Here is a 19,284-nt window from a genome sequence, read left to right on the forward strand (position 1 = left end):
GTCCCTCGCCTCATCTGCTCGTCGACACCCGCCTCGACACTTTCCGACATTAGCAACTTCATACATCCCGGCCGTCCGGCGGCCGGCTCCGCCGGTCTCACAGCGGCAGGGTGATCCAGATGCTCTTGCCCCCGCCGTCGGCGTCGCCCCGGACGACGGCGGTGCCGCCCAGGCCGTGGGTCAGTTCCACCACGGTGGCCAGGCCGCCCTCCCCCGCCCCGTGCGTGCCGGACAGCCGGGGCCGGTGGGGATGGCGGTCGTGCACGGCGAGGACCAGGCAGTCGGGGCCCGCCGCGTAGACGACCGTGGTCCGCGGGGAGGCCACGGCCGCGTGCCGGACGCTGTTGGTGACCAGTTCGCTCAGGATGAGCAGCGCCGGTCCCACGGCCGGGTGGCGGTCGCCGATGCCCCACTCCGCCAGGGCGCGTTCGGCGGTCTCGCGGGCGAGGCGCACCGCGCGGGGCTGCGTGGGCAGGGTGAGCACATGGCGGTGCGGCAGGGAGTTCAGTGCCGGGGTCACGGTGCCTCCCGGGTCGGTGCGGGCACCGCGGTGGCCCGGGGTGCGGCGGTTCCCCGCAGGAAACCGTCGTGTTCCAGACGCGCCCGGGCCGCGGCGATCGCCTCGGGTGTGGTGGCGTACTCCCCGCCCTCGTGACGCAGCAGTTCCAGGGCTCCCACGGACGCGAGGGGGCGGTGGTGCTCCGGGCGGATGCCGGAGGCCAGGACGAGGATGCCGCGCCGTCGCAGTTTCTCCACCGCGTCCTTGAGGACCAGGGCGCCCGTGGCGTCGACGACGCTGACGTGGGACATGCGCAGCACGACCACGCGTACGTCGGCGAGTTCGGTCAGTTCGAGCAGGAAGCGGTGGGCCGCGGCGAAGAACAGGGGGCCGTCGATGCGGTAGGCGACGATGTGCTCGGCGAGCAGCGCGTGTTCCTCCTCCGTGTGGTCGCCCCGGTCCAGCGGCAGCGGGGCGAGCCGGGCCTGGCGGGCGACGGCTCCCAGTGCGAGGACGGCCGCGACGGCCAGCCCGATGACCACCGCCTGTACGAGGTCGAGCACGAGCGTGGCGGCGGCGGTGAGGACCAGGATCAGCGCGTCGGAGCGGGTGGCGCGGGTCATCGCGCGCAGTGAGCCGACCTCGACCATGCGCACCGCGGTGGCCAGCAGGACTCCGGCGAGGGCGGCCAGCGGGATCCGCGAGACGAGCGGGGCGGCCGCGAAGACGATCACGGCGAGGACGGCGGCGTGGGTGAGCGAGGCCAGCCGGGAGGTGGCGCCGGTGCGGACGTTGACGGCGGTGCGGGCGATCGCGCCGGTCGCCGGGACGCCGCCGAACAGCGGGGCGGCGATGTTGGCGAGGCCCTGGCCGAAGAGTTCCCGGTCGGGGTCGTGCCGCCCGCCGACGGTCATGCCGTCGGCGACGGAGGCGGAGAGCAGCGACTCCAGGGCGGCGAGCGCGGCCACGGCCAGGGCCGGCGCGAGCAGGCTGCCCAGGGCGGCGGTGTCGACGAAGGAGAACGAGGGGGCGGGCAGACCGGGGGGCAGGTCCCCGATCGGCCGCGCCCCGTCCAGGCCGGCGGCCTGCGCCACGACGGTGGCCGCGATCACCGCCAGGACGGAGAAGGGGACGGTGGGTTTCCAGCGCGCCCCGAGCAGCATCACGGCCGCCACCGAGAGCGCCAGTGCCAGTGCCGTCCAGTTGGGGGCGCGGACGAACTCCCGCCCCGCCTGCCAGGCCACCACCAGGACCCGCTCGCCGTCGGGTGCGGGCACCCCGAGCGCGTTCGGTATCTGCTGCAGCCCGATGACGCAGGCGATGCCGAGCGTGAAGCCCTCCACCACGGGAGCGGGCACGTAGCGCATGCTGCCGCCGGCCCGCAGCAGTGCCAGGCCGACGAGGATCACGCCCGCCATCAGCCCGACGGTGAGCACGCCGCCGGGCCCGTGGTCGGCGACGATCGGCACGAGCACCACGGTCATCGCCCCGGTCGGCCCGGAGACCTGGAGGTTCGAACCGCCGAACACGGCCGCGAGCGCCCCGGCCACGACCGCGGTGGCGAGCCCGGCCTCGGCGCCGAGCCCCGAGGAGACCCCGAAGCCGAGGGCGAGCGGCAGGGCGACGACCGCGACGGTCAGTCCGGCCAGCAGGTTCCGGCGGGGGTGGCGCCGCATCTGGTCCAGGTCGGCGCGGGTGGGCAGCAGCGAGGTGATCCGGGACCGGAGCCCTGCCTGTGACGACGGTACGGACACGGCCCCTCGACTCCCCTCGCACGGTTGTGACGAGATAAGCATGTAGTCACTTGCGAAATTTTGCAATTCCGCAGTTCCTGCCGTGAAGGGCCGTGCGTGCATGTCCCCGGTGTGCCGATGTCCTTCCCCGGCGGTCGGCTCAGCCCGTCATCCGTTTCCGCCACGACGGCTCGACCCGCTGCCACTCGGCCTCCCACTCGGCCAGGCGCCGCCACTGCATCAGGCACCGGCAGAGCCATCCGCCGAGCACCACCAGTCCCCCGGTGGCGACGGCGACCGTGATCCCGGCCATGACGATCTGGAACCGTGCTTCCGCTCCCTCGGGCGGCGCGGAGGTCAGCCGGCCCGCGGAGTCGTTCCACACGGTGACCTCGGCGCCCGCCTTCGCGCCCGCGTCCACCTCCGCCCGGCCGGTGTGGACGGCACCGTCAAAAGCGGTCCACCGCACCTTGGCCCAGACACCGCCGTCGCCGTCCTCCGTCGCGGACGCCGGCAGCGCGTGCGCGGCGTCCTCCACGAGGACGGCCGGGACGGGGCGGGTGCCCTCGCGCCGGTCCTCGATCGACCCGTTGACGACGCCGGCCGCCGTCCCGCCGGCGAACACCCCGACGAGCAGGGCCAGGAGGAGGGTGGCGAGCATCAGCCATGCCTCGGCCAGATCGCTGCGGCGGCGCAGCGGGTTCCTCCGCCACCGCCACAGCCGCACCCGGTGCGGCCTCGCACCCTGCGTCCCGGTCATGGGAGGTCACCTCCTCGCGCGGGTACCGACGGCGCCCCTTCTCCAGGGTGGACCCTCGGCACCCGGTCCCGCACGGGGCCGAACGGCCCGTCCCGCGGCGCGGAGCACACCGGGCGGGCCCGTCGGGCCCCCGGTCCGTCAGGGCGTCGGGTGCGCGGGGACCACTTCGTGCTGCGGCACGCCCAGGACGACCTTGAGCGCGCCGGTGTCGGCGGCGTTGCGGAAGACGTCGTACGCCTCCTGCATGTGGTCGAGCGGAAAGGTGTGGGTGACCATCCGGCGGGTGGGCAGCCGGCCGGCGGCGGCCATCCGCAGCAGGGCGGGGGTGGAGCGGGTGTCGACCAGCCCGGTGGTGATGGTGACGTTCCTGCTCCACAGGTCCTCGAGGTGCAGGGTGACGGGCGCGCCGTGCACGCCGACGTTGGCGAGGTGCCCGCCGGGGCGGACCATGCGGGCGCACAGTTCGAAGGTCTCCGGCACGCCCACCGCCTCGATGACCACGTCCGCGCCCAGTTCCCCGGTGAGGTCCCCGACGAGCTGCTCGGGGTCCTCGCTCGCGTCGGCCACCGCGTCGGCGCCGAACTCCTTCGCCGCCTGGAGCCGGGAGGCGGCGAGGTCCACGGCGACGATGCGCTCGGGCGCGAACAGCCGGGCGGTGGCGATCGCGGCGAGTCCGACGGGCCCCGCGCCGACCACGGCGACCGTGTCGCCGGGGCGGACGCGCCCGTTGAGCACGCCGACCTCGTAGCCGGTGGGGAAGATGTCGGCGAGCAGCACGGCGTCCTCGTTGGCCACGGCGCCGGGCAGCGGGTGGACCGAGAGGTCGGCGTGCGGGACGCGTACGTACTCGGCCTGGGTGCCGTCGACGAGGTGGCCGAGGATCCAGCCCCCGCCGCCCCGGCACTGGCTGTAGCTGGTCTCGCGGCAGTAGCCGCAGCGTCCGCAGGCGGAGATGCAGGAGACGAGGACCCGGTCCCCGGGGCGTACCGTGCGGACGTCGGTGCCGGCCTCGACGATCTCGCCGACCGCTTCGTGGCCGAGGACGGTTCCCGGGCGGACCGCGGGCACGTCGCCCTTGAGGATGTGCAGGTCGGTGCCGCAGATGGTGACGGCGTCGACGCGCACGATGACGTCGCCGGGGTCCTTGATCTCGGGGTCGGGGACCTCTTCCCAGGCGGACTGCCCGGGGCCGTGGAAGACATAGCCCTTCATGCCGATCCTCACCCTTCTCGCTGTGCGGCGGGCTTCGGCGCGGGGCGTGCGCGCGCCCGCTCGCTTCGGCGGCGGGGCCCGGGTGGCTGCCGGGACCGCCCTGCCCTTCCAGTGTGGGTGTGAGGCGGGGGATGCGCTCGGGCGGACGGGTGGGGCCGGCTGCGGCTTGTTCGCCGCCGCCCTGATCACGCCACCGGTCGGGCGATCCCGCGGTCCAGGAGGTGGCGGGTGTGGGCCGCGGAGGCCGACAGGTGGCGGAGGAAGCGGGCGGTGAGGTCGTAGAGGTGTCGTACGGCCTCCAGGCGTTCCAGGCGTGGGGCCAGGGCCGACAGGGCGATGGCCAGGGCGATGCCGAGCCAGGCGACCGGGCCGAGCGGGGTGCAGCCGAAGAAGTGGCTGACGCCCGGCGTCTGGACGAGGGCGGCGAGCACCGCCGCGGAGCCCAGGGCCGTCACCCACACCAGGGTGCTGTGGCGGCGGCCGGACAGGGTCTGCACCAACTGGGCGCCGACCACTCCGCACAGGGCCATGGTGGTGGAGCGCCGTTCGGTGCCGGGGGTGAGGCGGCCGAACAGGTACGCCGTGACCGCGCCGAGGCACGTGGTCACGCCCCGGCGGCGGATGGAGCGCAGCAGGGGCGTGCCGAGCACGTCCAGCCCCATCGGGCCGGTCGCGGCGTGCGCCGCCGTCGACGGGTCGTCGCTCGGCGTCACCGCCACCGCCATCGCGGGGAACATGTCGGTGAGCAGGTTGACCAGCAGCAGTTGACGGGTCGACAGGGGCGAGGACCCGGCGAGGAGGGTCCCCAGCACGCTGAAGCCGACCTCGCCCGCGTTGCCGCCGATGAGGATGCTCACCGCGTCCGCGACGCTGCGCCACAGCGCGCGGCCCTCGCCGACGGCGTCGACCAGGACGGACAGGTCGCCGGTGGTGAGCACGATGTCGGCGGCGTTGCGGGCGGCGGCGGAGCCGCGGGACTCGATGGCGACCCCCACGTCGGCGGCACGGATGGCGGCGGCGTCGTTGGCACCGTCGCCGGCCATCGCCACGACCCGGCCGGCCTGCTGGAGGGCCTCCACGACATGGAGCTTCTGCTCGGGTGCGACCCGGGCGACGACCCCCGCACCGTGCAGGGCGCGGACCCGGTCGCTGCGGCCCATGGCGACGAGTTCGTCCCCGGTGACCACGGAGGTGGACTCCGGCCAGCCCAGTTGCAGGGCGATGGCGCGGGCGGTCTCCGGATGGTCGCCGGTGAGCATGACGGGCAGGATGCCGGCCCGGCGCAGTTCGGTGAGCAGTTCCTGCGAGGTCTCGCGGGGAACGTCCGCCAGGGCGACCAGTCCGGCGAACTCCAGGCCGTCGAGCGCGGCGTCGAGTTCGGCGTCCGCGTCGGGTCCCCGGCACGGGCGCCGGGCGACGGCCAGCACGCGCAGTCCCTGCCCGGCGAGGGTGTGGGCCGTCCCGGCCGCCTCCTCGGGGAGGTCCCGGCAGGCGGGCAGCACCGTCTCCGGGGCGCCCTTGACGACGAGCATCCGGCCCGTGCCCGGGCCGCCCTCGCGGCCCACCGCCGCCGCGTAACCGCGGCTGGCCTCGAAGGCCAGTTCGCCCTCCGCGGTCCAGGCCCCGTCGGGCGGGGCCGCGTCGAGGACCGCCTCGTCGGTGGCGTGGGCGATCCGCCGCCCCTCGGCCGTCTCCTCCTGCGGGCAGGCGCGCGCCGCCAGCCGCACGACCGGTACCGCGTCGGCCGCTCCCGGGGCGAGGACGGTGCCGTCGGCGGTGGCGACCCGGACCAGGCGGAGCCGGTTCTCGGTGAGTGTGCCGGTCTTGTCGAAGCAGACGGTGTCCACCCGGCCGAGCGCCTCCAGGGTGCGGGGGGTGCGGACCAGGACGCCGCGCCGGGACAGCCGGCGGGCCGCGGCCATCTGGGCGACGGTCGCGACCAGGGGCAGGCCCTCGGGGACGGCGGCGACGGCCACCGCGACCCCGCCGCTGACGGCCCGTCGGACGGGGCTGCCGCGCAGCAGGGACAGTCCGGTGACCAGCGCACCGCCGGTGAAGGTGACGGGCAGGGCCTTGCGGGTGAGTTCCTGCAGGCGTGCCTGGACTCCGGCGGGCGGCGGGGTGCGGGCGGCCAGGGCGACGGCGCGGCCCGCCTCGGTGCGGTCGCCGGTGTCCACCACGAGCGCCTCGGCCCGGCCGGCCACCACGGTGGTGCCCTCGAACACCATGCAGGTCCGCTGGTGCACGGGCGCGCCGGGCGCCGGGTCGAGGGACTTGGTCACGGGCAGCGACTCGCCGGTGAGCGACGACTCGTCGACCTCCAGCCCGTCCTGCTGGACCAGGCGCGCGTCGGCGGGTACGACGTCACCGGCGCCGAGGCTGATCCGGTCCCCGGGCCGCAGCCGGGCGGCGTCCACGGTGACGGTGCGGTCGCCGCCGTCCTGGCGGCGTGCCTTGGGCCGCTGCCGGGCGGCCAGGCGGGCCAGGGCCCGTTCGGCGCGCAGCCGCTGGAGCCCGCCCGCCACCGCGTTGATGTCCATGGCGCCGAGGACGAGCAGCGCGTCGACGAGCGAGCCGAGCAGCGCCGAGGCGACCGCTCCGGTGGCCAGGACGGGGGTGAGCGGGTCGTCGAGTTCACGGCGTACGGCACCGGCCGCCTGCCAGGTCCAGCGGGCGGGTGCGAGGACGGGCGTGCCGGCGAGGCGGGCGGCCCGCTGCCGGGCGCGGCCGGCGAGGAGGGCGAGCCCGTCGGGCTCGGCGTCGACGCGGACGCGGTGGAGCAGGTCGCGTGCCTCGTGCGGTTCGAGCGCGTGCCAGGGGACGTGCCACCGGGGCTCGGGCGGCACGGCGCGGGCCACGCGTACGGCCTCGGTCCAGCCGATGAGCAGGGCGGCCGCGGCGGCGATGTTCACCGGGGCGTGCCGGGTGAGCCGCTGCCAGAGCCGGCCGCCCGGGGTGCCGCCGCGGGCCACCATCAGCCCGGACAGGGCGGCGCCCGCCCGGGCCAGGGTCTGGGAGCGGCGGCCGACGCGGCGCGCCGCCGGGATGGCCGTCAGCAGCCGCCACACGTCGCCGAGTCCGCCGGGGGCGAGGGCGTCGGCACCCCAGGCGACGGCCGACCGGTCGTCGGTGAGGGCGATCGCCACGTCCCCTGCGGGCAGCCCGTCCGCCACGTCGCCGGCACCGTGCGCGGGCACCCGGGCGACGCTCACCACGATGTGACCGTCGTTCTGCAGCGCCCGTACGACGTCGCCGAACGGCAGGTCGGCGGGGGCGACCTCGTCGGCGAGACGGGTGATGTCCTTCAGGTCGGAGCCGCCGGTGATCACGACGTGCAGCCCGGCCCGGCGGGCCGCGTCGAGGACGGCCTCGGCGCAGGGGTCGACGGGGTCGTGGAACACGGCGTCGTCGCCGGGCGGTGTGTGGCCGCGCAGGGCGTCGGCGTGCAGGACGAGGGAGTCGGCGATCTCCAGCTGCCACAGCCGCCTGCCGCTGCGCACCAGGACGCCGGATCCGGCGAGGCGGGCGCCGAGGAGCGCGTCGAACGCGGCGGGACCGTAGCGTGCGGCCTTCGGTGATCCGGCGAGGACCGCCTCGGCCGCCTCCGCCGCGTCGTGCGTGATGAGGAGGGTGGCGGCGGCGCCCGCCACGCTGCCGGTGCCGGCGTGGGCGGCGTAGGCCTGGGTGGGTGTCACGCGCGGGGGCGGGCGGACGCCGGCGGGAGCGGGGAGGCTGGTGCGCCGTTCGCCGCAGACGTCGTCGTGCAGCGCCTCGAAGGCGGCGGCCCGGGCGGTCGCCTCGGCCAGCTGACCGGTGCGCAGCAGTCCGTCGAGCACGAGGGACACGGGGGACTGCCCGGCGCCGTGCGCGGCGGCGTTGGCGGCGGCGAGGAGGAGTTCCATGCCGCCGCGGCCGAACCGCCGGCGCAGCAGGGCACGGAAGCGGGGGTTCTCGCGCAGCAGGGTGACGGCGGCGGTGACCGCCTTGGGGCTGCGGGGCAGGCGCAGCGACCGGCCGGCCAGGGCACCGGCCGCGCCGGCGGCGTCCAGCAGCAGCCCCGCGGCGGCGATCCGCACGTCGCGGGGGTCGCCCGGATGCTCGGTCCCGGTCTCCTCCCCGGAGCTCGCGTCCTCGGTCAGCCCCAGGCGGGCGGCCAGTCGGACGGCGTGCTCGGTCACGCGGTCACCGGCGGCGTCCGTCACGGCGGTCACGACGAGCCGGGACAGTCCGTCGTCCCAGTACGCGGTCAGCACGTCGGGGTGGTCGAGGAGTTCGGCGGCGGCCCGGCGGGCGAGCGGGGCGACGGCGCCGCCCGGGTTGTGCAGGGCCAGGTGGACGCGGTGTCCGGCCCGCCAGTGCCGGTCGCCGCCGACGGCGTTGCGCGTGACGTGGCCCAGGCGGCGGGTGGTGGCGTGGACGGAGGTGATGCCCCGGGCGGTGCTGCGGGCGGCGCCGGCGGCGGCACCCGCGACGGCACCGGCGAGGGGGGCGGCGTCGAGGAGTGTGAGCATCGGAGGCGTCCCGGGTTCCCGGATCAGCGCGCGTGCCGGTCGTCGCGCGACCGCTCGGGGCCCGCGTGCGGTGCCTGGTGCGTGGTGGCCGCGGCCACCTGTTTGAGGCCCTCGGCGGTGGCGGTGTCCCCCACCTTGGCGGGCTCCTCGTGCACGGTGCTGCCGGTGCCGCCGTTCCGGTGGCGGGAGGGGGTGAGCCGGTCGCCGGGGCCCGCGGGCGGCTCGTCGCCGCCGGCGCCGACGGCGCGCGGACGGTCCTGCTCCGGCGCGGCCGGCCGGTCGTCCGTACCCGTCACCTCGCCCTCGGGCCGCTGTGCGGGGCGCGGCCTGGTGAGCCAGGCGACCGCGGCGCCGGTCAGCGCCACCGGCCACTCCACCAGTCCGGCCACCCCGAGCACGCCCGCGCCGGCGTAGACGGCCATCCGCCGTCCGCGCGGCGACACCGCGCCGATCGTGTCGAGGGCACCGCCGGCCATCCTCTCCACCTGGTGCGCGCCGGGCAGCCGGCGCAGCCCGGAGACGACCGCCCGCAGGGGCTGCGCGAGATCCGGCGAACGAGACGTGTCCTGGTCCATGGCGACCTCCACGAGCGCGACCCTCTGGGAACCCATCGGTTTGTCTGCCTTGGCCCCATATTCGTCCGTGACGGGCCTGTGCGCTTTCCCAGTACGCCCGAGCCGGTCCCCCGCGGTCCGCGGGGACCGCCTTCGGCACGCGTCCGTGTCGGAACGGGCACGCCGGGTACTAGGGGGTGGCTGACAGGGCTGTCCCGGGCGGGGGAGCCGGACACAACGGCCGTACGGACCGTCCGGCCGGCGAAGGGAGTGGTCATGACGGAGAACGGCGAGGACACCACGCTCGCCCGGCGCCCGGCGGTCCCGGACCTCCGTCTGGCCTCGGACGCCCCGGGTGAGGTGCCCCCGCTCGACGTGCGGGGTGAGGCGCCGTCCCCGGGGGAGGGCGAGGCACCGGAGCTGCCGCGCGACCGCAACCAGGCCATTCTGGAGGCGGCGAAGCAGGTCGGCGCGGTGCTGAAGCGGGGCGGGCACCTCTTCGCCCTGGCCGGCAGTGTCGCCGTCCGTGCCCACGGCGGCAGCGGGAACCTCCAGCACGACGTCGACTTCTGTGTCCGTCCGCAGGACGCCGAGGCGGTCGCCGCCACGCTCCGCGAGGCCGGGCTGACCGTCTACGCCCCGCCCGAGGACTGGCTGATCAAGGCCACCTGTTTCGGCCAGGACGTGGACATCATCTTCGAGCTGGCGCACCGGCCCGTCTCCGCCGAGATGCTCGAACGGGCGCAGGAACTGCCGGTGGAGTCGGTCCGCATGCCGGTCCTGGCGCCCACCGATCTGCTGTCCGGCCTGGTGGCCGCCTTCTCGGAGCACCACTGCGACTTCGGCGCGGTCCTGCCCATCGCCCGTGCCCTGCGCGAGAAGGTCGACTGGGACCGGGTGAGGCGGGAGAGCGGCGACGAGCCGATGCCCGCGGCCTTCTTCTTCCTCCTGGAACGCCTGAACGTCATCTGAACGCCCCTGGAAGGAACACTGATGAGCACCCACGACGCCGGTCCGGCGGCCGGCACGCACGCCGCGCGGAGCCCCGAGTACCGCGTCGCCCACCTCCAGGACCGGCTCGCCTCCGGCGAGCTCGGCGAACTGGGCGTGCGGACCGAGGTCCGCGGCGAGACCGTACTGGTGACGGGGACCGTCCCCTCGGCCCACTGCCGGGAGGAGGTCCTGAGCACGGTGCGGGAGGAACTGGCGGGCCTGGAAGTGCACTGCGACATCGTGGTCAGTGAGCCCTCCTCGCCCGACCACGCGGAGGAGCTGTCATGATCCGGATCGCCGCCGTCGGGGACATCCACCTGAGCCCCGAGACGCGGGGCGTGCTCCGTCCCGCGTTCGACACCCTGCCCGAGTGCGCCGACCTGCTGCTGCTGGCCGGGGACCTCACCCGGCACGGCACCGTGGAGGAGGCCCGTGTGGTGGCCGACGAGATCCGCGGCCTGGGGGTGCCGGTGGTCGCCGTGCTCGGCAACCACGACCACCACGACGACCGTCAGGACGAGGTCACGGCCGTGCTGCGGGACGCCGGGGCCACGGTTCTGGAGGGCGAGTCGACGGTGGTGCCGGTGGGGGACGCGCGGGTCGGGGTGGCCGGCACCAAGGGCTTCGGCGGCGGTTTTGTCGGCGCCAGCGCCGGGGAGTTCGGCGAGCCGGTGATGAAGGAGTTCGTGCGGGTCTCCCGGCGGTGCGCCGACGGCCTGCGGAGCGCGCTGGAGGACCTGGCCCGGCAGGACTGCGACGTGCGGATCGCGCTCACCCACTACTCCCCCGTGCCGGAGACCCTGGCCGGGGAGCCGCTGGAGATCTATCCGTTCCTGGGCAGCTATCTGCTGGCCGAGGCCATCGACACGGCGGGCGCGGACCTCGCCGTGCACGGGCACGCGCACGCCGGCACCGAGCACGGCATGACCACGGGCGGGGTCAAGGTGCGCAACGTCGCGCAGCCGGTCATCGGCCGCGCCTTCCACGTCTACCACCTGCCGGTCCGCTCACGCGTCGGCGCGGAGGCGACGACCGCCTGAGGCTCCGCGCCGCCCCCGCGCCCGCCTCACCTCACGGCGGCCGGTCCGGTCACCGCTTGACCGCGACACCGCAGACGGAGACGTCGGCCGTGTCGTCGTCGGCCCCGTCGGCGTCCGGGCGCCAGGCGGCCGTGGGCACGACCCCCGGCTCCACCGGTTCCAGCCCGGCGAAGAAGGAGGCGATCTTCTGGGGTGACCGCAGGTGGTAGGTGTTGGCCGACTGCCCGTTGTAGACCTCGACCGCGGTGTTGAGCGCCGCGTTGGTGTCCGTACCGTCGCTCAGGGCCAGGTAGCTGCCCGGGGGGAGGGCCGACATCAGCGTGCTCACCAGGTCGGCGGGGCGCTCGGCGTCGGAGATCTGCCCCATGATGCCCAGCAGGGTCAGGGCGACCGGGCGGCTGAGGTCCAGGGTCTTCGCGGCTTCGGCGAGGATGCGTTCCGGGTCCCTGACGTCGGCGTCGACGTAGGCGCAGGCGCCCTCGGCGCTGCTGGTGAGCAGGGCCTGCGCGTGCACGAGGACGAGGGGGTCGTTGTCGACGTACACGATGCGGCTCTCCGGCGCGATGCGCTGGGCCAGTTCGTGCGTGTTGTCGGCGGTGGGCAGTCCGGTGCCGATGTCGAGGAACTGGCGGACGCCGGCCTCGCCCGCCAGGAACCGCACGGCGCGCGCGAGGAACCTCCGCTGCAGCCGCGCGACGGCGGCGAACTCGGGGAACGTCCGCAGGATGACCTCACCGGCCTCGCTGTCGACGGGGTAGTTGTCCTTGCCTCCCAGCAGGTAGTTCCAGACACGGGCGGAATGCGGGCGATCGGTCTGCAGCCTGGCCCTGACTTCTTCACTCGGGTGAGTCATGGGGAAAGCTTCACACAGAGCTGCGCCCCCTCGGACCAACTACCCCGGCACCGGCACGACTTCACGCGGACCGAAGACCGTCGCCGGGCCCGTTTCCCCGGTACGCCTTTCGCCTGAACCGCCCGCACGCCATACCCCTTATGAGCATTTTGTCTGCTTACCATGCAGGCTCCGCGCCCCCGGGCTCACCCCCGTACGCCCGGACCCGGCGGCCCGCGCCCGTCGGTTCGATCCGCCTGACCCGTAGGAGAGGACCCCAGATGGCGCTGTCGGGCCGCCCCGGACCATCGTCCGCGCTCGCCTCCACCCCGCACGACGCCGAACTGCGCACCGCGGCACGCCATCTGGCCCGCCGCCGCTTCCTGACCGCGGGCGCGGCCGCCGCCCTCGCCTTCACCACCCAGCTCCCCGCGCGCGGCGCCTTCGCCGCGTCCCGGCTCGACGCGGCCCGGATCTCCGAGGACCCCTTCACCCTCGGCGTCGCCTCCGGGGATCCGCTGCCCGACTCGGTGCTCATCTGGACCCGGCTCGCCCCCGCTCCGTTCGAACCCGACGGGGGTCTGGGACAGCAGCGGGTCGAGGTCTCCTGGGAAGTGGCCCTCGACGAGTCCTTCGTCCTGGTGGTGCGGAGCGGAACCGCCCTCGCCTACCCGGAGTACGCCCACAGCGTGCGCGTCGACGTGAAGGGACTGCAACCGGGCAGCCACTACTTCTACCGCTTCCGCACGGGCACCTGGATCAGCCCGGCCGGCCGTACCCGTACCGCTCCCCCGGCCGGCAGCGACACCGCGAGCCTGCGGCTGGCGGCGGTCGCCTGCCAGGCGTACCACCACGGCTACTACACCGTGCACGGCCATCTGGCGCGGGAGGACGTCGACGTGGTCTTCCACCTCGGCGACTACCTGTACGAGTACGCCGTCGACTCCGCCGGCGGGGCCCGCGGCTACACCGACGTCGTGCTGCCGTCCGTGTTCAACCGCGAGACGACCACCCTCGCGGACTACCGGATGCGGTACGCGCTCTACAAGAGCGACCCCGACCTGCGCGCCGTGCACGCCGCCCACCCGTTCGTGGTCACCTGGGACGATCACGAGACGGAGAACAACTACGCGGCCGGCATCGACGAGAACGGCAGCGACCCGGCCCAGTTCCTGATCCGCCGGGCCGCCGCCTACCGCGCCTACTGGGAGAACCAGCCGCTGCGCGCCGACCAGCTGCCCCACGGCCCCGACGCCCAGCTGTTCCGCCGGCTTGACTGGGGCACGCTCGCCCAGTTCGACATCCTCGACACCCGCCAGTACCGCTCCGACCAGGCCTACGGCGACACCCTGCACGTCCCCGGACCGGAGTCGGACGACCCCGCGCGCAGCCTCACCGGGGACGCCCAGGAGCGGTGGCTGATCGACGGGTGGGCGAACTCCACCGCGCTGTGGAACGTGATGCCCCAGCAGGTCACCTTCTCTCAGCGCAGGATGGACCTGGGCGCCGACGCCCGGATGTCCATGGACGCCTGGGACGGATACCGCGCCAACCGGGGCCGGCTCGTCGCGGGCGCGAAGGCGGCCGGTGCCGACAACTGGCTGGTCCTCACCGGCGACGTCCATGTCGCGTACGCCTTCGACATCAAGGACGACTTCGACGACCCCGGCTCCCCCACCCTGGGCACCGAGCTGACCTGCACCTCCGTCGCCAGCGGCATGGACGGGGCGGAGCACCCGGCCAACTGGGACACCTACATGCGGGCCAACGGGCACCTGCGGTTCTACGACGGCCGGCGCGGCTACCTCCGCGTCGAGCTGGGCCGGAAGAACGCCCGCGCGGACTTCCGGATCGTCCCGGCGGTGACGACCCCGGGCGCGCCCGTCTCGACGGCCGCCTCCTTCGTCACGGAGGTGGGCTCGCCCGGCCTCACTCCCGTGTGACCCGTCCGGGTGCCTGACGTCGCACATCCGTACTGCACTTGGCGTCCGTTCGTGTCTCCAAAGCGTCAACCCCGGCGTGTTGCGACATCGCCCCGGGCGCGCCGGGAAAGGCCTAAGTCTCCTCGGCGGCTTCGCCGCCCCGATCGAAGGAGACGTACCGAATGCTCCCCAGTCACGTCCGGGCCGTGCGCCACTCGGCCCTCACGGCACTCAGCGCACTCGTCCTCGCCGGACTCCCCTCCGTCGCGGCGGCCGATCCCGTACCCGCGGCGGGCCCGGTGCCCAGCGCGGCCCAGACCCTCGGCGCGGACCGGGCCTCGCCCCACCTGCTCAGCGCCCTCCAGCGCGACCTGGGCCTGGAGCCGCAGCAGGCGTCCGAGCGGCTGGTCAACGAGGCGGAGGCGGGGACCCGCGCGGGCCGGCTGCGGATCGCCCTGGGCGAGCGGTTCGCCGGTGCCTGGGTGAGCGGCGACACCTCCGGTCAGCTGACGGTCGCGAGCACCGGCACCGACGACGTGGCGGCCATCGAGGCCGAGGGCGCCAAGGCCAGGGTGGTGCAGCGGACACTCGCCGAACTCGGGGCGGCCAAGAAGAAGCTGGACGCGGCGGCCACCCGCGTCGACACGCACGACACGCCCGTCTGGTACGTCGACGTGACGAAGAACCGGATCGTGCTGGAGGCGGCCAGTCAGGCGGCCGGCACCGCGTTCGTCGAGGCCGCGGGGCTCCAGGCGGAGGACGTCGGCGTCCGTATGACGTCGGTGCGGCCGCGGCTGCTGCAGGACATCACCGGCGGCGACGCCTTCTACATCGACGACTCCGCGCGCTGCTCCGTCGGGTTCTCCGTCACCGAGGGCCAACAACCGGGTTTCGTCACCGCCGGGCACTGCGGCAGGGCGGGCGCGACGACCACCGGGTACGACCGCACCGCGCAGGGCACCTTCCAGGCCTCCACGTTCCCCGGCAAGGACATGGCGTGGGTGGCCACGAACGACCAGTGGACGCCGACGCCCGATGTGAAGGCGCAGGACGGCCAGGAGGTGCAGGTCACCGGTTCGGCGCAGGCGCTCGTCGGGGCGTCGGTGTGCCGTTCCGGCTCGACCACGGGATGGCACTGCGGAACCGTCCAGCAGCACGACACGAGCGTCAGCTACGCCGAGGGCAGAGTCGACGGGCTGACCCGGACGACGGTGTGCGCGGAGCCGGGGGACTCGGGCGGGCCGTTCGTGGCGGGTGCGCAGGCGCAGGGGGTCACCTCAGGCGGTTCCGGTGACTGCACCGCCGGCGGCACGACGTTCTACCAGCCGGTCAACCCGATCCTGAACGACTTCGGGCTCACCCTGACCACATCGGCCGCGCAGACGACGCCGGACCAGCAGGAGAGCGGCGCGCAGGCGTGGACCGCCGGCCGGGTCTACGAGGCGGGTGCGACCGTGACGCGGGACGGAGTGACGTACCGGTGTCTGCAGGAGCACCAGGCACAGGGCGCCTGGGCGCCCGCCGGCACCCCGGCGCTGTGGCAGCGGGTGTGACGGGATGAGACGCCGGTGCGCCGGCCGCGGCCCCGGGCCGTGGCCGGCGCACCGGCGTGTGTGCCCTACTCCTCGGCCAGCAGGGCGTACGCCGTGGCGAGGAAGGGGTCGTGAGGGCGGAAGCGACGGGTGCAGACCGCGGCCAGGGCGGTGCCCGTACCGGGCCGGAAGCCGAGGAAGGTCTGCTGGCCGAGGGTCGCCCCGCTGTGGAAGTAGAGGGGCCCGCCGTCCGTGGGGTGCCGGAACCAGGCGACGGTGTGCACGTGCCGGTGCCCGAGCCCGCGCCGGAGCACGGGGGTGCGCACGGCGTGCAGCGCGCCGGCCAGTGGGGGGCACCGGGCGGGGTCGAGGTGTGCCTCGAGGAAGGTGAGCAGGTCGTGCGGGGTGGCCCGGACGGCGCCGGCCGCCTGGAAGCCGCCCGCGTCGAAGGCGGGCACCGCGGTGCCGTCCTTGCCGTGTCCGGTGGCGTCGACACCCGCGGCGGTGTCCGCCCGCAGTGCGGTGTGCCGCAGCCCGAGGGGCCCCAGCAGCCGGCCGGGGACCAGGTCCTGCCACGGGGTGCCGGTGGCGGCGGCCAGGGCGTGGCCGAGCACGGCGACGCCGAAGTTGGAGTAGCGCCAGCGGGTGCCGGGCCGGTGGCGGGGGCGGTGGCGCAGGAAGGCGCCGGTGACGCGGGCGTCGTCGAAGCGTGCGTAGGGGTTGCTGCGCCAGGCGGGCAGGGCGCGCGGGTAGAAGCCCGCAGGGAGCGCGGGCAGTGCGGCGGTGTGGGTGACGAGGTGGGCGAGGGTGACCGGGGCGGGGCCGGGCGGGCGGCCGGTGTCGAGGAGGGGGGCGGCGGGCTCGCCCCCGGAGAGCCGGCCTTCGTCCACCAGTGCGGCCAGCAGCAGCCCGGTGAACGTCTTGGTCGCCGAGCCCGTCTCGTAGCGCAGGGTGTCGCGGGGGCGGGGCGGGGGCGGGGCGGTCCCGCCGGTGCGTACGGTGCGGTGGCCGTGGCGGGAGAGGGCGAAGACGACATCGGGCGCGTCGGACGCGGCGACGGCCGCGTCGAGCCGGGACGCCGTCGTCACGACGCCCGGGCCAGGTCGGTGAGGGCGCGGGAGGTGGCCAGGACGGAGGCGAAGGCGGCGACCAGCGTGGAGTGGTAGACGACGTCGAAGACGGTCTCCTCGTCGCCCTCGGGCATGCCGCGGACCGCGGGCATGGCGCCGTCCGGCTGCTGAGCGGCGGCGAAGGCCGTCCAGGCGGGCTCGTCCAGGGTGGGGCGGGGCAGACAGGCGTCGACCACGAGGAGTTCGCCGAGCAGGTCCCAGCGTCGCAGGTCCAGCCAGTCGTCGATCCACGCCGGCAGCCAGGTGGCGAGGTAGCCGGCGATGTCCTCGGGCAGGCCGCCGGGGTTCTCTCCCCAGTCGGTCAGGTGGAAGACGCAGTGGGTGATGTCGTAGGCGATGTGGCCCTCGACGGTCCAGGGTTCGGGGGTGCGGGCCAGCCAGGTGGCCCGCAGGGCCTCGGGCTCCGGGGGGCGGGGAGTGAGCCCGAAGCGGCGCTCGAACGCGGAGAGGCCGAGCCGCCGGGTGGCGGTGGTCTCGAAGGCGGCCCGGCTGTCGAGCCGGTGGTTCAGTACGGCGGCGCGTTCCACTTCGGGTTGGCTGTACCCGAGTTCGCGGAAGGGGAGGTACACCTCGAACGGGATGGGCGAGGCGGGTTCCATCCGCTGCCCGCGCACCAGCATGGTGCCGCCGTCCAGGGTGTCGCGCCAGACGTGGTCGAGGAGTTTGCGGGCCAGCTCCGCCTGGCGGGAGCCGGCGACGCCCTCGCGGAACAGCACCTTGCAGACCAGGGCGAGTTCGCCGACGGGCTTGAAGCGTTCCAGGAAGCCCACTTCCGGGTCCGCGTCGGGTTCCAGCCGGAAGCCGTCGCGGTGGGCCCAGAGCCATTCCAGGGCGCCGGCTCCGACGGTGTGGATCAGGCGGGTCTCGGTCATGCGGGCGCTCCTCGTCCGCCGTGCCGCGCGCCGGTGCCGGCGGGTGCGGCGGCGGGGCGGGCACTGGTCAGTACGGCCGCGAAGGCGGCCATCAGGGTGGAGTGGTAGTGGCGGAGGAAGTACCGCTCGCCGTCGAGGCGTTCGGCGGCGCCACCGGACTCCTCCGGCGGTGGGTCGCGTTCCTCCACGGGGAGTTCGCCGGCCGGGCGCTGTGCCGTGCGGAGCACCTGCCAGGCGTCGAGCGGCAGCGGGTCGCCGGCCGGGCGGGCCACGACCGCGGCCACGGCGAGCAGTTCGGCGCTCAGGTCCCACATCCGGGCTTCCAGACAGGTGTCGAGCCAGGGCGGCAGCCAGTCGGCCAGGTAGGCGGCGAGAACGGGCGGCAGGCCCCCGGCCTCGCGGCCCCAGTCGGTGAGGTGGAAGACCACATGGGTGAGGGCGTATCCGGCGTCGCGTCCGAAGGTCCACGGCTCGGGCAGCCCGCCGAGCCAGGTCGCCGGCGGCCCGGGCGGTGCCGGGGAGGGCCGTCGGATGCCGCAGCATTCCTCGGCGCGCAGGACGCCGAGGCGCCGGGTGGGGTCCTGTTCGGTGAGCCGCCAGCCGCGGGTGCGTGCGACCACGGCGGCCGCCTCCTCGAAGGCGCGGTTTTGGAACCCGGCCGACGCCAGGGCCGCGTACACCTCCAGCGGGTAGGTCGCGAACGGCTCCAGCCGTTGCAGCCGCAGGAGCAGCTCGCCCTCCTCCGTCTCCCGCCAGGCGAGGTCCAGAAGGGAACGGGCGCGCGCGTGCAGGGGGTCGGAGGGGTCGGTGCGACGGGACACGGTCGCGCAGACCTGGGCCAGTTCACCGAGGGGCTTCCAGCTTCTGTCGACCTCGCCGTCCACCGCCAGGGCGTCCTCGCCGAGCGTGAAGCCGGTGCGGTGGGTGTCCACCCAGGCCAGCGCGTCCTCGGCGGTCCGCCGGACGTCCCGGACGTCGTCCGGCGCGGTCACACCGTCGCCCCGGTCCCGGCCGTCCTGGCCGCCTGTACCTGGAGGGCGACCAACGGGTCCTGTCCGCCCATCAGTTCCACGAAGTCCAGGCCCGCTTCGAGGCCGACGGTGTCCGGCACACCGGGCAGCAGGGTGAGCCAGCGGCCGGCGCCGGCGGCCTGCCGCCAGTCCCTGCGGCGCACGGCGCGGACGAATCCGCGGGCGACGTCCACGGGGCGGCGTGCCGCCAGGGCGCCCACCGCGCACTCCTCCGCGGGCAGCGCGAGCGGTGCCAGCACGGCGAGCTGGTGGGTGAGGTACTGCCAGCCCGCCCCGTCGAGCCATCCGGTGTCCGGCTCGCCGGACGGTCCCGGCAGGAAGGAGGGGTCGAGCCGGCGCAGGACGCGCGCCATGCCCCAGTGGCTCCAGCGGACGGTGGGTGCGGCGTCGGCGCGGGGCGGGTACGCCTCCACGGCCTTGCGGAACACGGCCACCTCCGCCGGGTCGGGCGGGGTGCCCAGCAGCACGCCGGGCAGCAACGCGTCGGCGCCCAGCACGCGTACGGCGGCGAGTGCGAGGTCTCCCGCTTCTCCGTCGGCCCCCGGGGGGACGACGTGCGGGTGGCCCCCGCCCCGAAGGGCGGAGACCACACCGGAAGCGAGGTCCTGCACCGCGGCCTGCAATCGGGTCGAAGTGCCTGACTGCTCCATCTGACTGCTCCCG

At 75.2% G+C, this 19,284-nt stretch carries 16 protein-coding genes; 5 read left to right on the plus strand and 11 right to left on the minus strand.

The features are described from left to right. Positions 1–97 precede the first annotated feature (97 nt). From IE172_RS23290 to IE172_RS23315, 6 genes are all read right to left on the minus strand, one after another. Positions 98–520: an ATP-binding protein gene (locus IE172_RS23290; RefSeq protein WP_190099236.1), complete on the minus strand. Its 423-nt coding sequence runs from the start codon at positions 518–520 to the stop codon at positions 98–100. Then, entirely contained in the window at positions 517–2,253 is a 1,737-nt protein-coding gene (locus IE172_RS23295) for a SulP family inorganic anion transporter (protein ID WP_229886293.1), read from the minus strand. The genes IE172_RS23290 and IE172_RS23295 overlap by 4 nt, the downstream gene beginning before the upstream one ends. Before the next feature lie 139 nt (positions 2,254–2,392). After that, positions 2,393–2,992: an Rv1733c family protein gene (locus IE172_RS23300; RefSeq protein ID WP_190099238.1), complete on the minus strand. Its 600-nt coding sequence runs from the start codon at positions 2,990–2,992 to the stop codon at positions 2,393–2,395. Between the two features lie 138 nt (positions 2,993–3,130). Continuing rightward, entirely contained in the window at positions 3,131–4,204 is a 1,074-nt protein-coding gene (locus IE172_RS23305; RefSeq protein ID WP_190099239.1) for a zinc-dependent alcohol dehydrogenase family protein, read from the minus strand. Positions 4,205–4,389: 185 nt separating this feature from the next. After that, entirely contained in the window at positions 4,390–8,715 is a 4,326-nt protein-coding gene (locus tag IE172_RS23310) for a cation-translocating P-type ATPase (protein ID WP_190099240.1), read from the minus strand. Between the two features lie 23 nt (positions 8,716–8,738). Next, positions 8,739–9,326, minus strand: a complete 588-nt coding sequence (locus tag IE172_RS23315) for a hypothetical protein (protein WP_229886294.1) — start codon at positions 9,324–9,326, stop codon at positions 8,739–8,741. Positions 9,327–9,545: 219 nt separating this feature from the next. On the opposite strand from IE172_RS23315, the gene IE172_RS23320 reads away from it, so the two are divergent. From IE172_RS23320 to IE172_RS23330, 3 genes are read left to right on the plus strand one after another with little or no spacing between them, the layout of a single operon-like run. Continuing rightward, positions 9,546–10,241, plus strand: a complete 696-nt coding sequence (locus tag IE172_RS23320) for a nucleotidyltransferase family protein (RefSeq protein ID WP_190099241.1) — start codon at positions 9,546–9,548, stop codon at positions 10,239–10,241. A 21-nt stretch (positions 10,242–10,262) separates the two neighbouring features. Continuing rightward, positions 10,263–10,550, plus strand: coding sequence for a hypothetical protein (locus IE172_RS23325; protein ID WP_190099242.1), 288 nt, complete (start codon positions 10,263–10,265; stop codon positions 10,548–10,550). After that, positions 10,547–11,302, plus strand: coding sequence for a metallophosphoesterase family protein (locus IE172_RS23330; protein WP_190099243.1), 756 nt, complete (start codon positions 10,547–10,549; stop codon positions 11,300–11,302). Before IE172_RS23325 ends, IE172_RS23330 begins: the two co-directional genes overlap by 4 nt. Before the next feature lie 49 nt (positions 11,303–11,351). On the opposite strand, the gene IE172_RS23335 is transcribed toward IE172_RS23330, so the two are convergent. After that, a complete protein-coding gene (locus tag IE172_RS23335) occupies positions 11,352–12,155 on the minus strand; it encodes an SAM-dependent methyltransferase (protein ID WP_190099244.1) in 804 nt (267 codons plus the stop codon). Positions 12,156–12,415: 260 nt separating this feature from the next. On the opposite strand from IE172_RS23335, the gene IE172_RS23340 reads away from it, so the two are divergent. Beyond that, complete coding sequence (locus IE172_RS23340; RefSeq protein ID WP_190099245.1) at positions 12,416–14,077, plus strand: alkaline phosphatase D family protein; 1,662 nt, start codon at positions 12,416–12,418, stop codon at positions 14,075–14,077. A gap of 161 nt (positions 14,078–14,238) precedes the next feature. Then, positions 14,239–15,609: a trypsin-like serine protease gene (locus tag IE172_RS23345; RefSeq protein WP_190099246.1), complete on the plus strand. Its 1,371-nt coding sequence runs from the start codon at positions 14,239–14,241 to the stop codon at positions 15,607–15,609. A 65-nt stretch (positions 15,610–15,674) separates the two neighbouring features. Here the strand turns inward: IE172_RS23345 and IE172_RS34680 are convergent, their stop codons facing one another. Genes IE172_RS34680 through IE172_RS23360 form a run of 4 tightly spaced genes read right to left on the minus strand, consistent with a single transcriptional unit; the run spans position 15,675 to position 19,271 of the window. Beyond that, positions 15,675–16,676: a serine hydrolase domain-containing protein gene (locus IE172_RS34680; RefSeq protein WP_229886296.1), complete on the minus strand. Its 1,002-nt coding sequence runs from the start codon at positions 16,674–16,676 to the stop codon at positions 15,675–15,677. After that, positions 16,673–17,590 (minus strand): DUF6895 family protein, encoded by a 918-nt coding sequence (locus tag IE172_RS34685; protein WP_229886298.1) that lies wholly within the window; start codon positions 17,588–17,590, stop codon positions 16,673–16,675. Before IE172_RS34685 ends, IE172_RS34680 begins: the two co-directional genes overlap by 4 nt. Beyond that, positions 17,587–18,582 (minus strand): DUF6895 family protein, encoded by a 996-nt coding sequence (locus tag IE172_RS23355; RefSeq protein WP_190099247.1) that lies wholly within the window; start codon positions 18,580–18,582, stop codon positions 17,587–17,589. The genes IE172_RS34685 and IE172_RS23355 overlap by 4 nt, the downstream gene beginning before the upstream one ends. Next, on the minus strand, positions 18,579–19,271 hold the full coding sequence (locus tag IE172_RS23360; protein WP_190099248.1) for a hypothetical protein: 693 nt from the start codon (positions 19,269–19,271) through the stop codon (positions 18,579–18,581). Before IE172_RS23360 ends, IE172_RS23355 begins: the two co-directional genes overlap by 4 nt. Positions 19,272–19,284 lie beyond the last annotated feature (13 nt).

It is taken from the genome of Streptomyces griseoflavus (assembly GCF_014649995.1).
In the GTDB taxonomy this organism is placed as follows: domain Bacteria; phylum Actinomycetota; class Actinomycetes; order Streptomycetales; family Streptomycetaceae; genus Streptomyces; species Streptomyces griseoflavus.

Bases quoted from the DNA above. Each gene is read 5' to 3' on its own strand.
- IE172_RS23360 (WP_190099248.1), bottom strand. From the start codon at position 19,271: ATGGAGCAGTCAGGCACTTCGACCCGATTGCAGGCCGCGGTGCAGGAC.
- IE172_RS23345 (WP_190099246.1), top strand. From the start codon at position 14,239: ATGCTCCCCAGTCACGTCCGGGCCGTGCGCCACTCGGCCCTCACGGCA.
- IE172_RS23335 (WP_190099244.1), bottom strand. From the start codon at position 12,155: ATGACTCACCCGAGTGAAGAAGTCAGGGCCAGGCTGCAGACCGATCGC.
- IE172_RS23310 (WP_190099240.1), bottom strand. From the start codon at position 8,715: ATGCTCACACTCCTCGACGCCGCCCCCCTCGCCGGTGCCGTCGCGGGT.
- IE172_RS23315 (WP_229886294.1), bottom strand. From the start codon at position 9,326: ATGGGTTCCCAGAGGGTCGCGCTCGTGGAGGTCGCCATGGACCAGGAC.
- IE172_RS23300 (WP_190099238.1), bottom strand. From the start codon at position 2,992: ATGACCGGGACGCAGGGTGCGAGGCCGCACCGGGTGCGGCTGTGGCGG.
- IE172_RS23325 (WP_190099242.1), top strand. From the start codon at position 10,263: ATGAGCACCCACGACGCCGGTCCGGCGGCCGGCACGCACGCCGCGCGG.
- IE172_RS34685 (WP_229886298.1), bottom strand. From the start codon at position 17,590: ATGACCGAGACCCGCCTGATCCACACCGTCGGAGCCGGCGCCCTGGAA.
- IE172_RS23330 (WP_190099243.1), top strand. From the start codon at position 10,547: ATGATCCGGATCGCCGCCGTCGGGGACATCCACCTGAGCCCCGAGACG.
- IE172_RS23305 (WP_190099239.1), bottom strand. From the start codon at position 4,204: ATGAAGGGCTATGTCTTCCACGGCCCCGGGCAGTCCGCCTGGGAAGAG.
- IE172_RS23320 (WP_190099241.1), top strand. From the start codon at position 9,546: ATGACGGAGAACGGCGAGGACACCACGCTCGCCCGGCGCCCGGCGGTC.
- IE172_RS23340 (WP_190099245.1), top strand. From the start codon at position 12,416: ATGGCGCTGTCGGGCCGCCCCGGACCATCGTCCGCGCTCGCCTCCACC.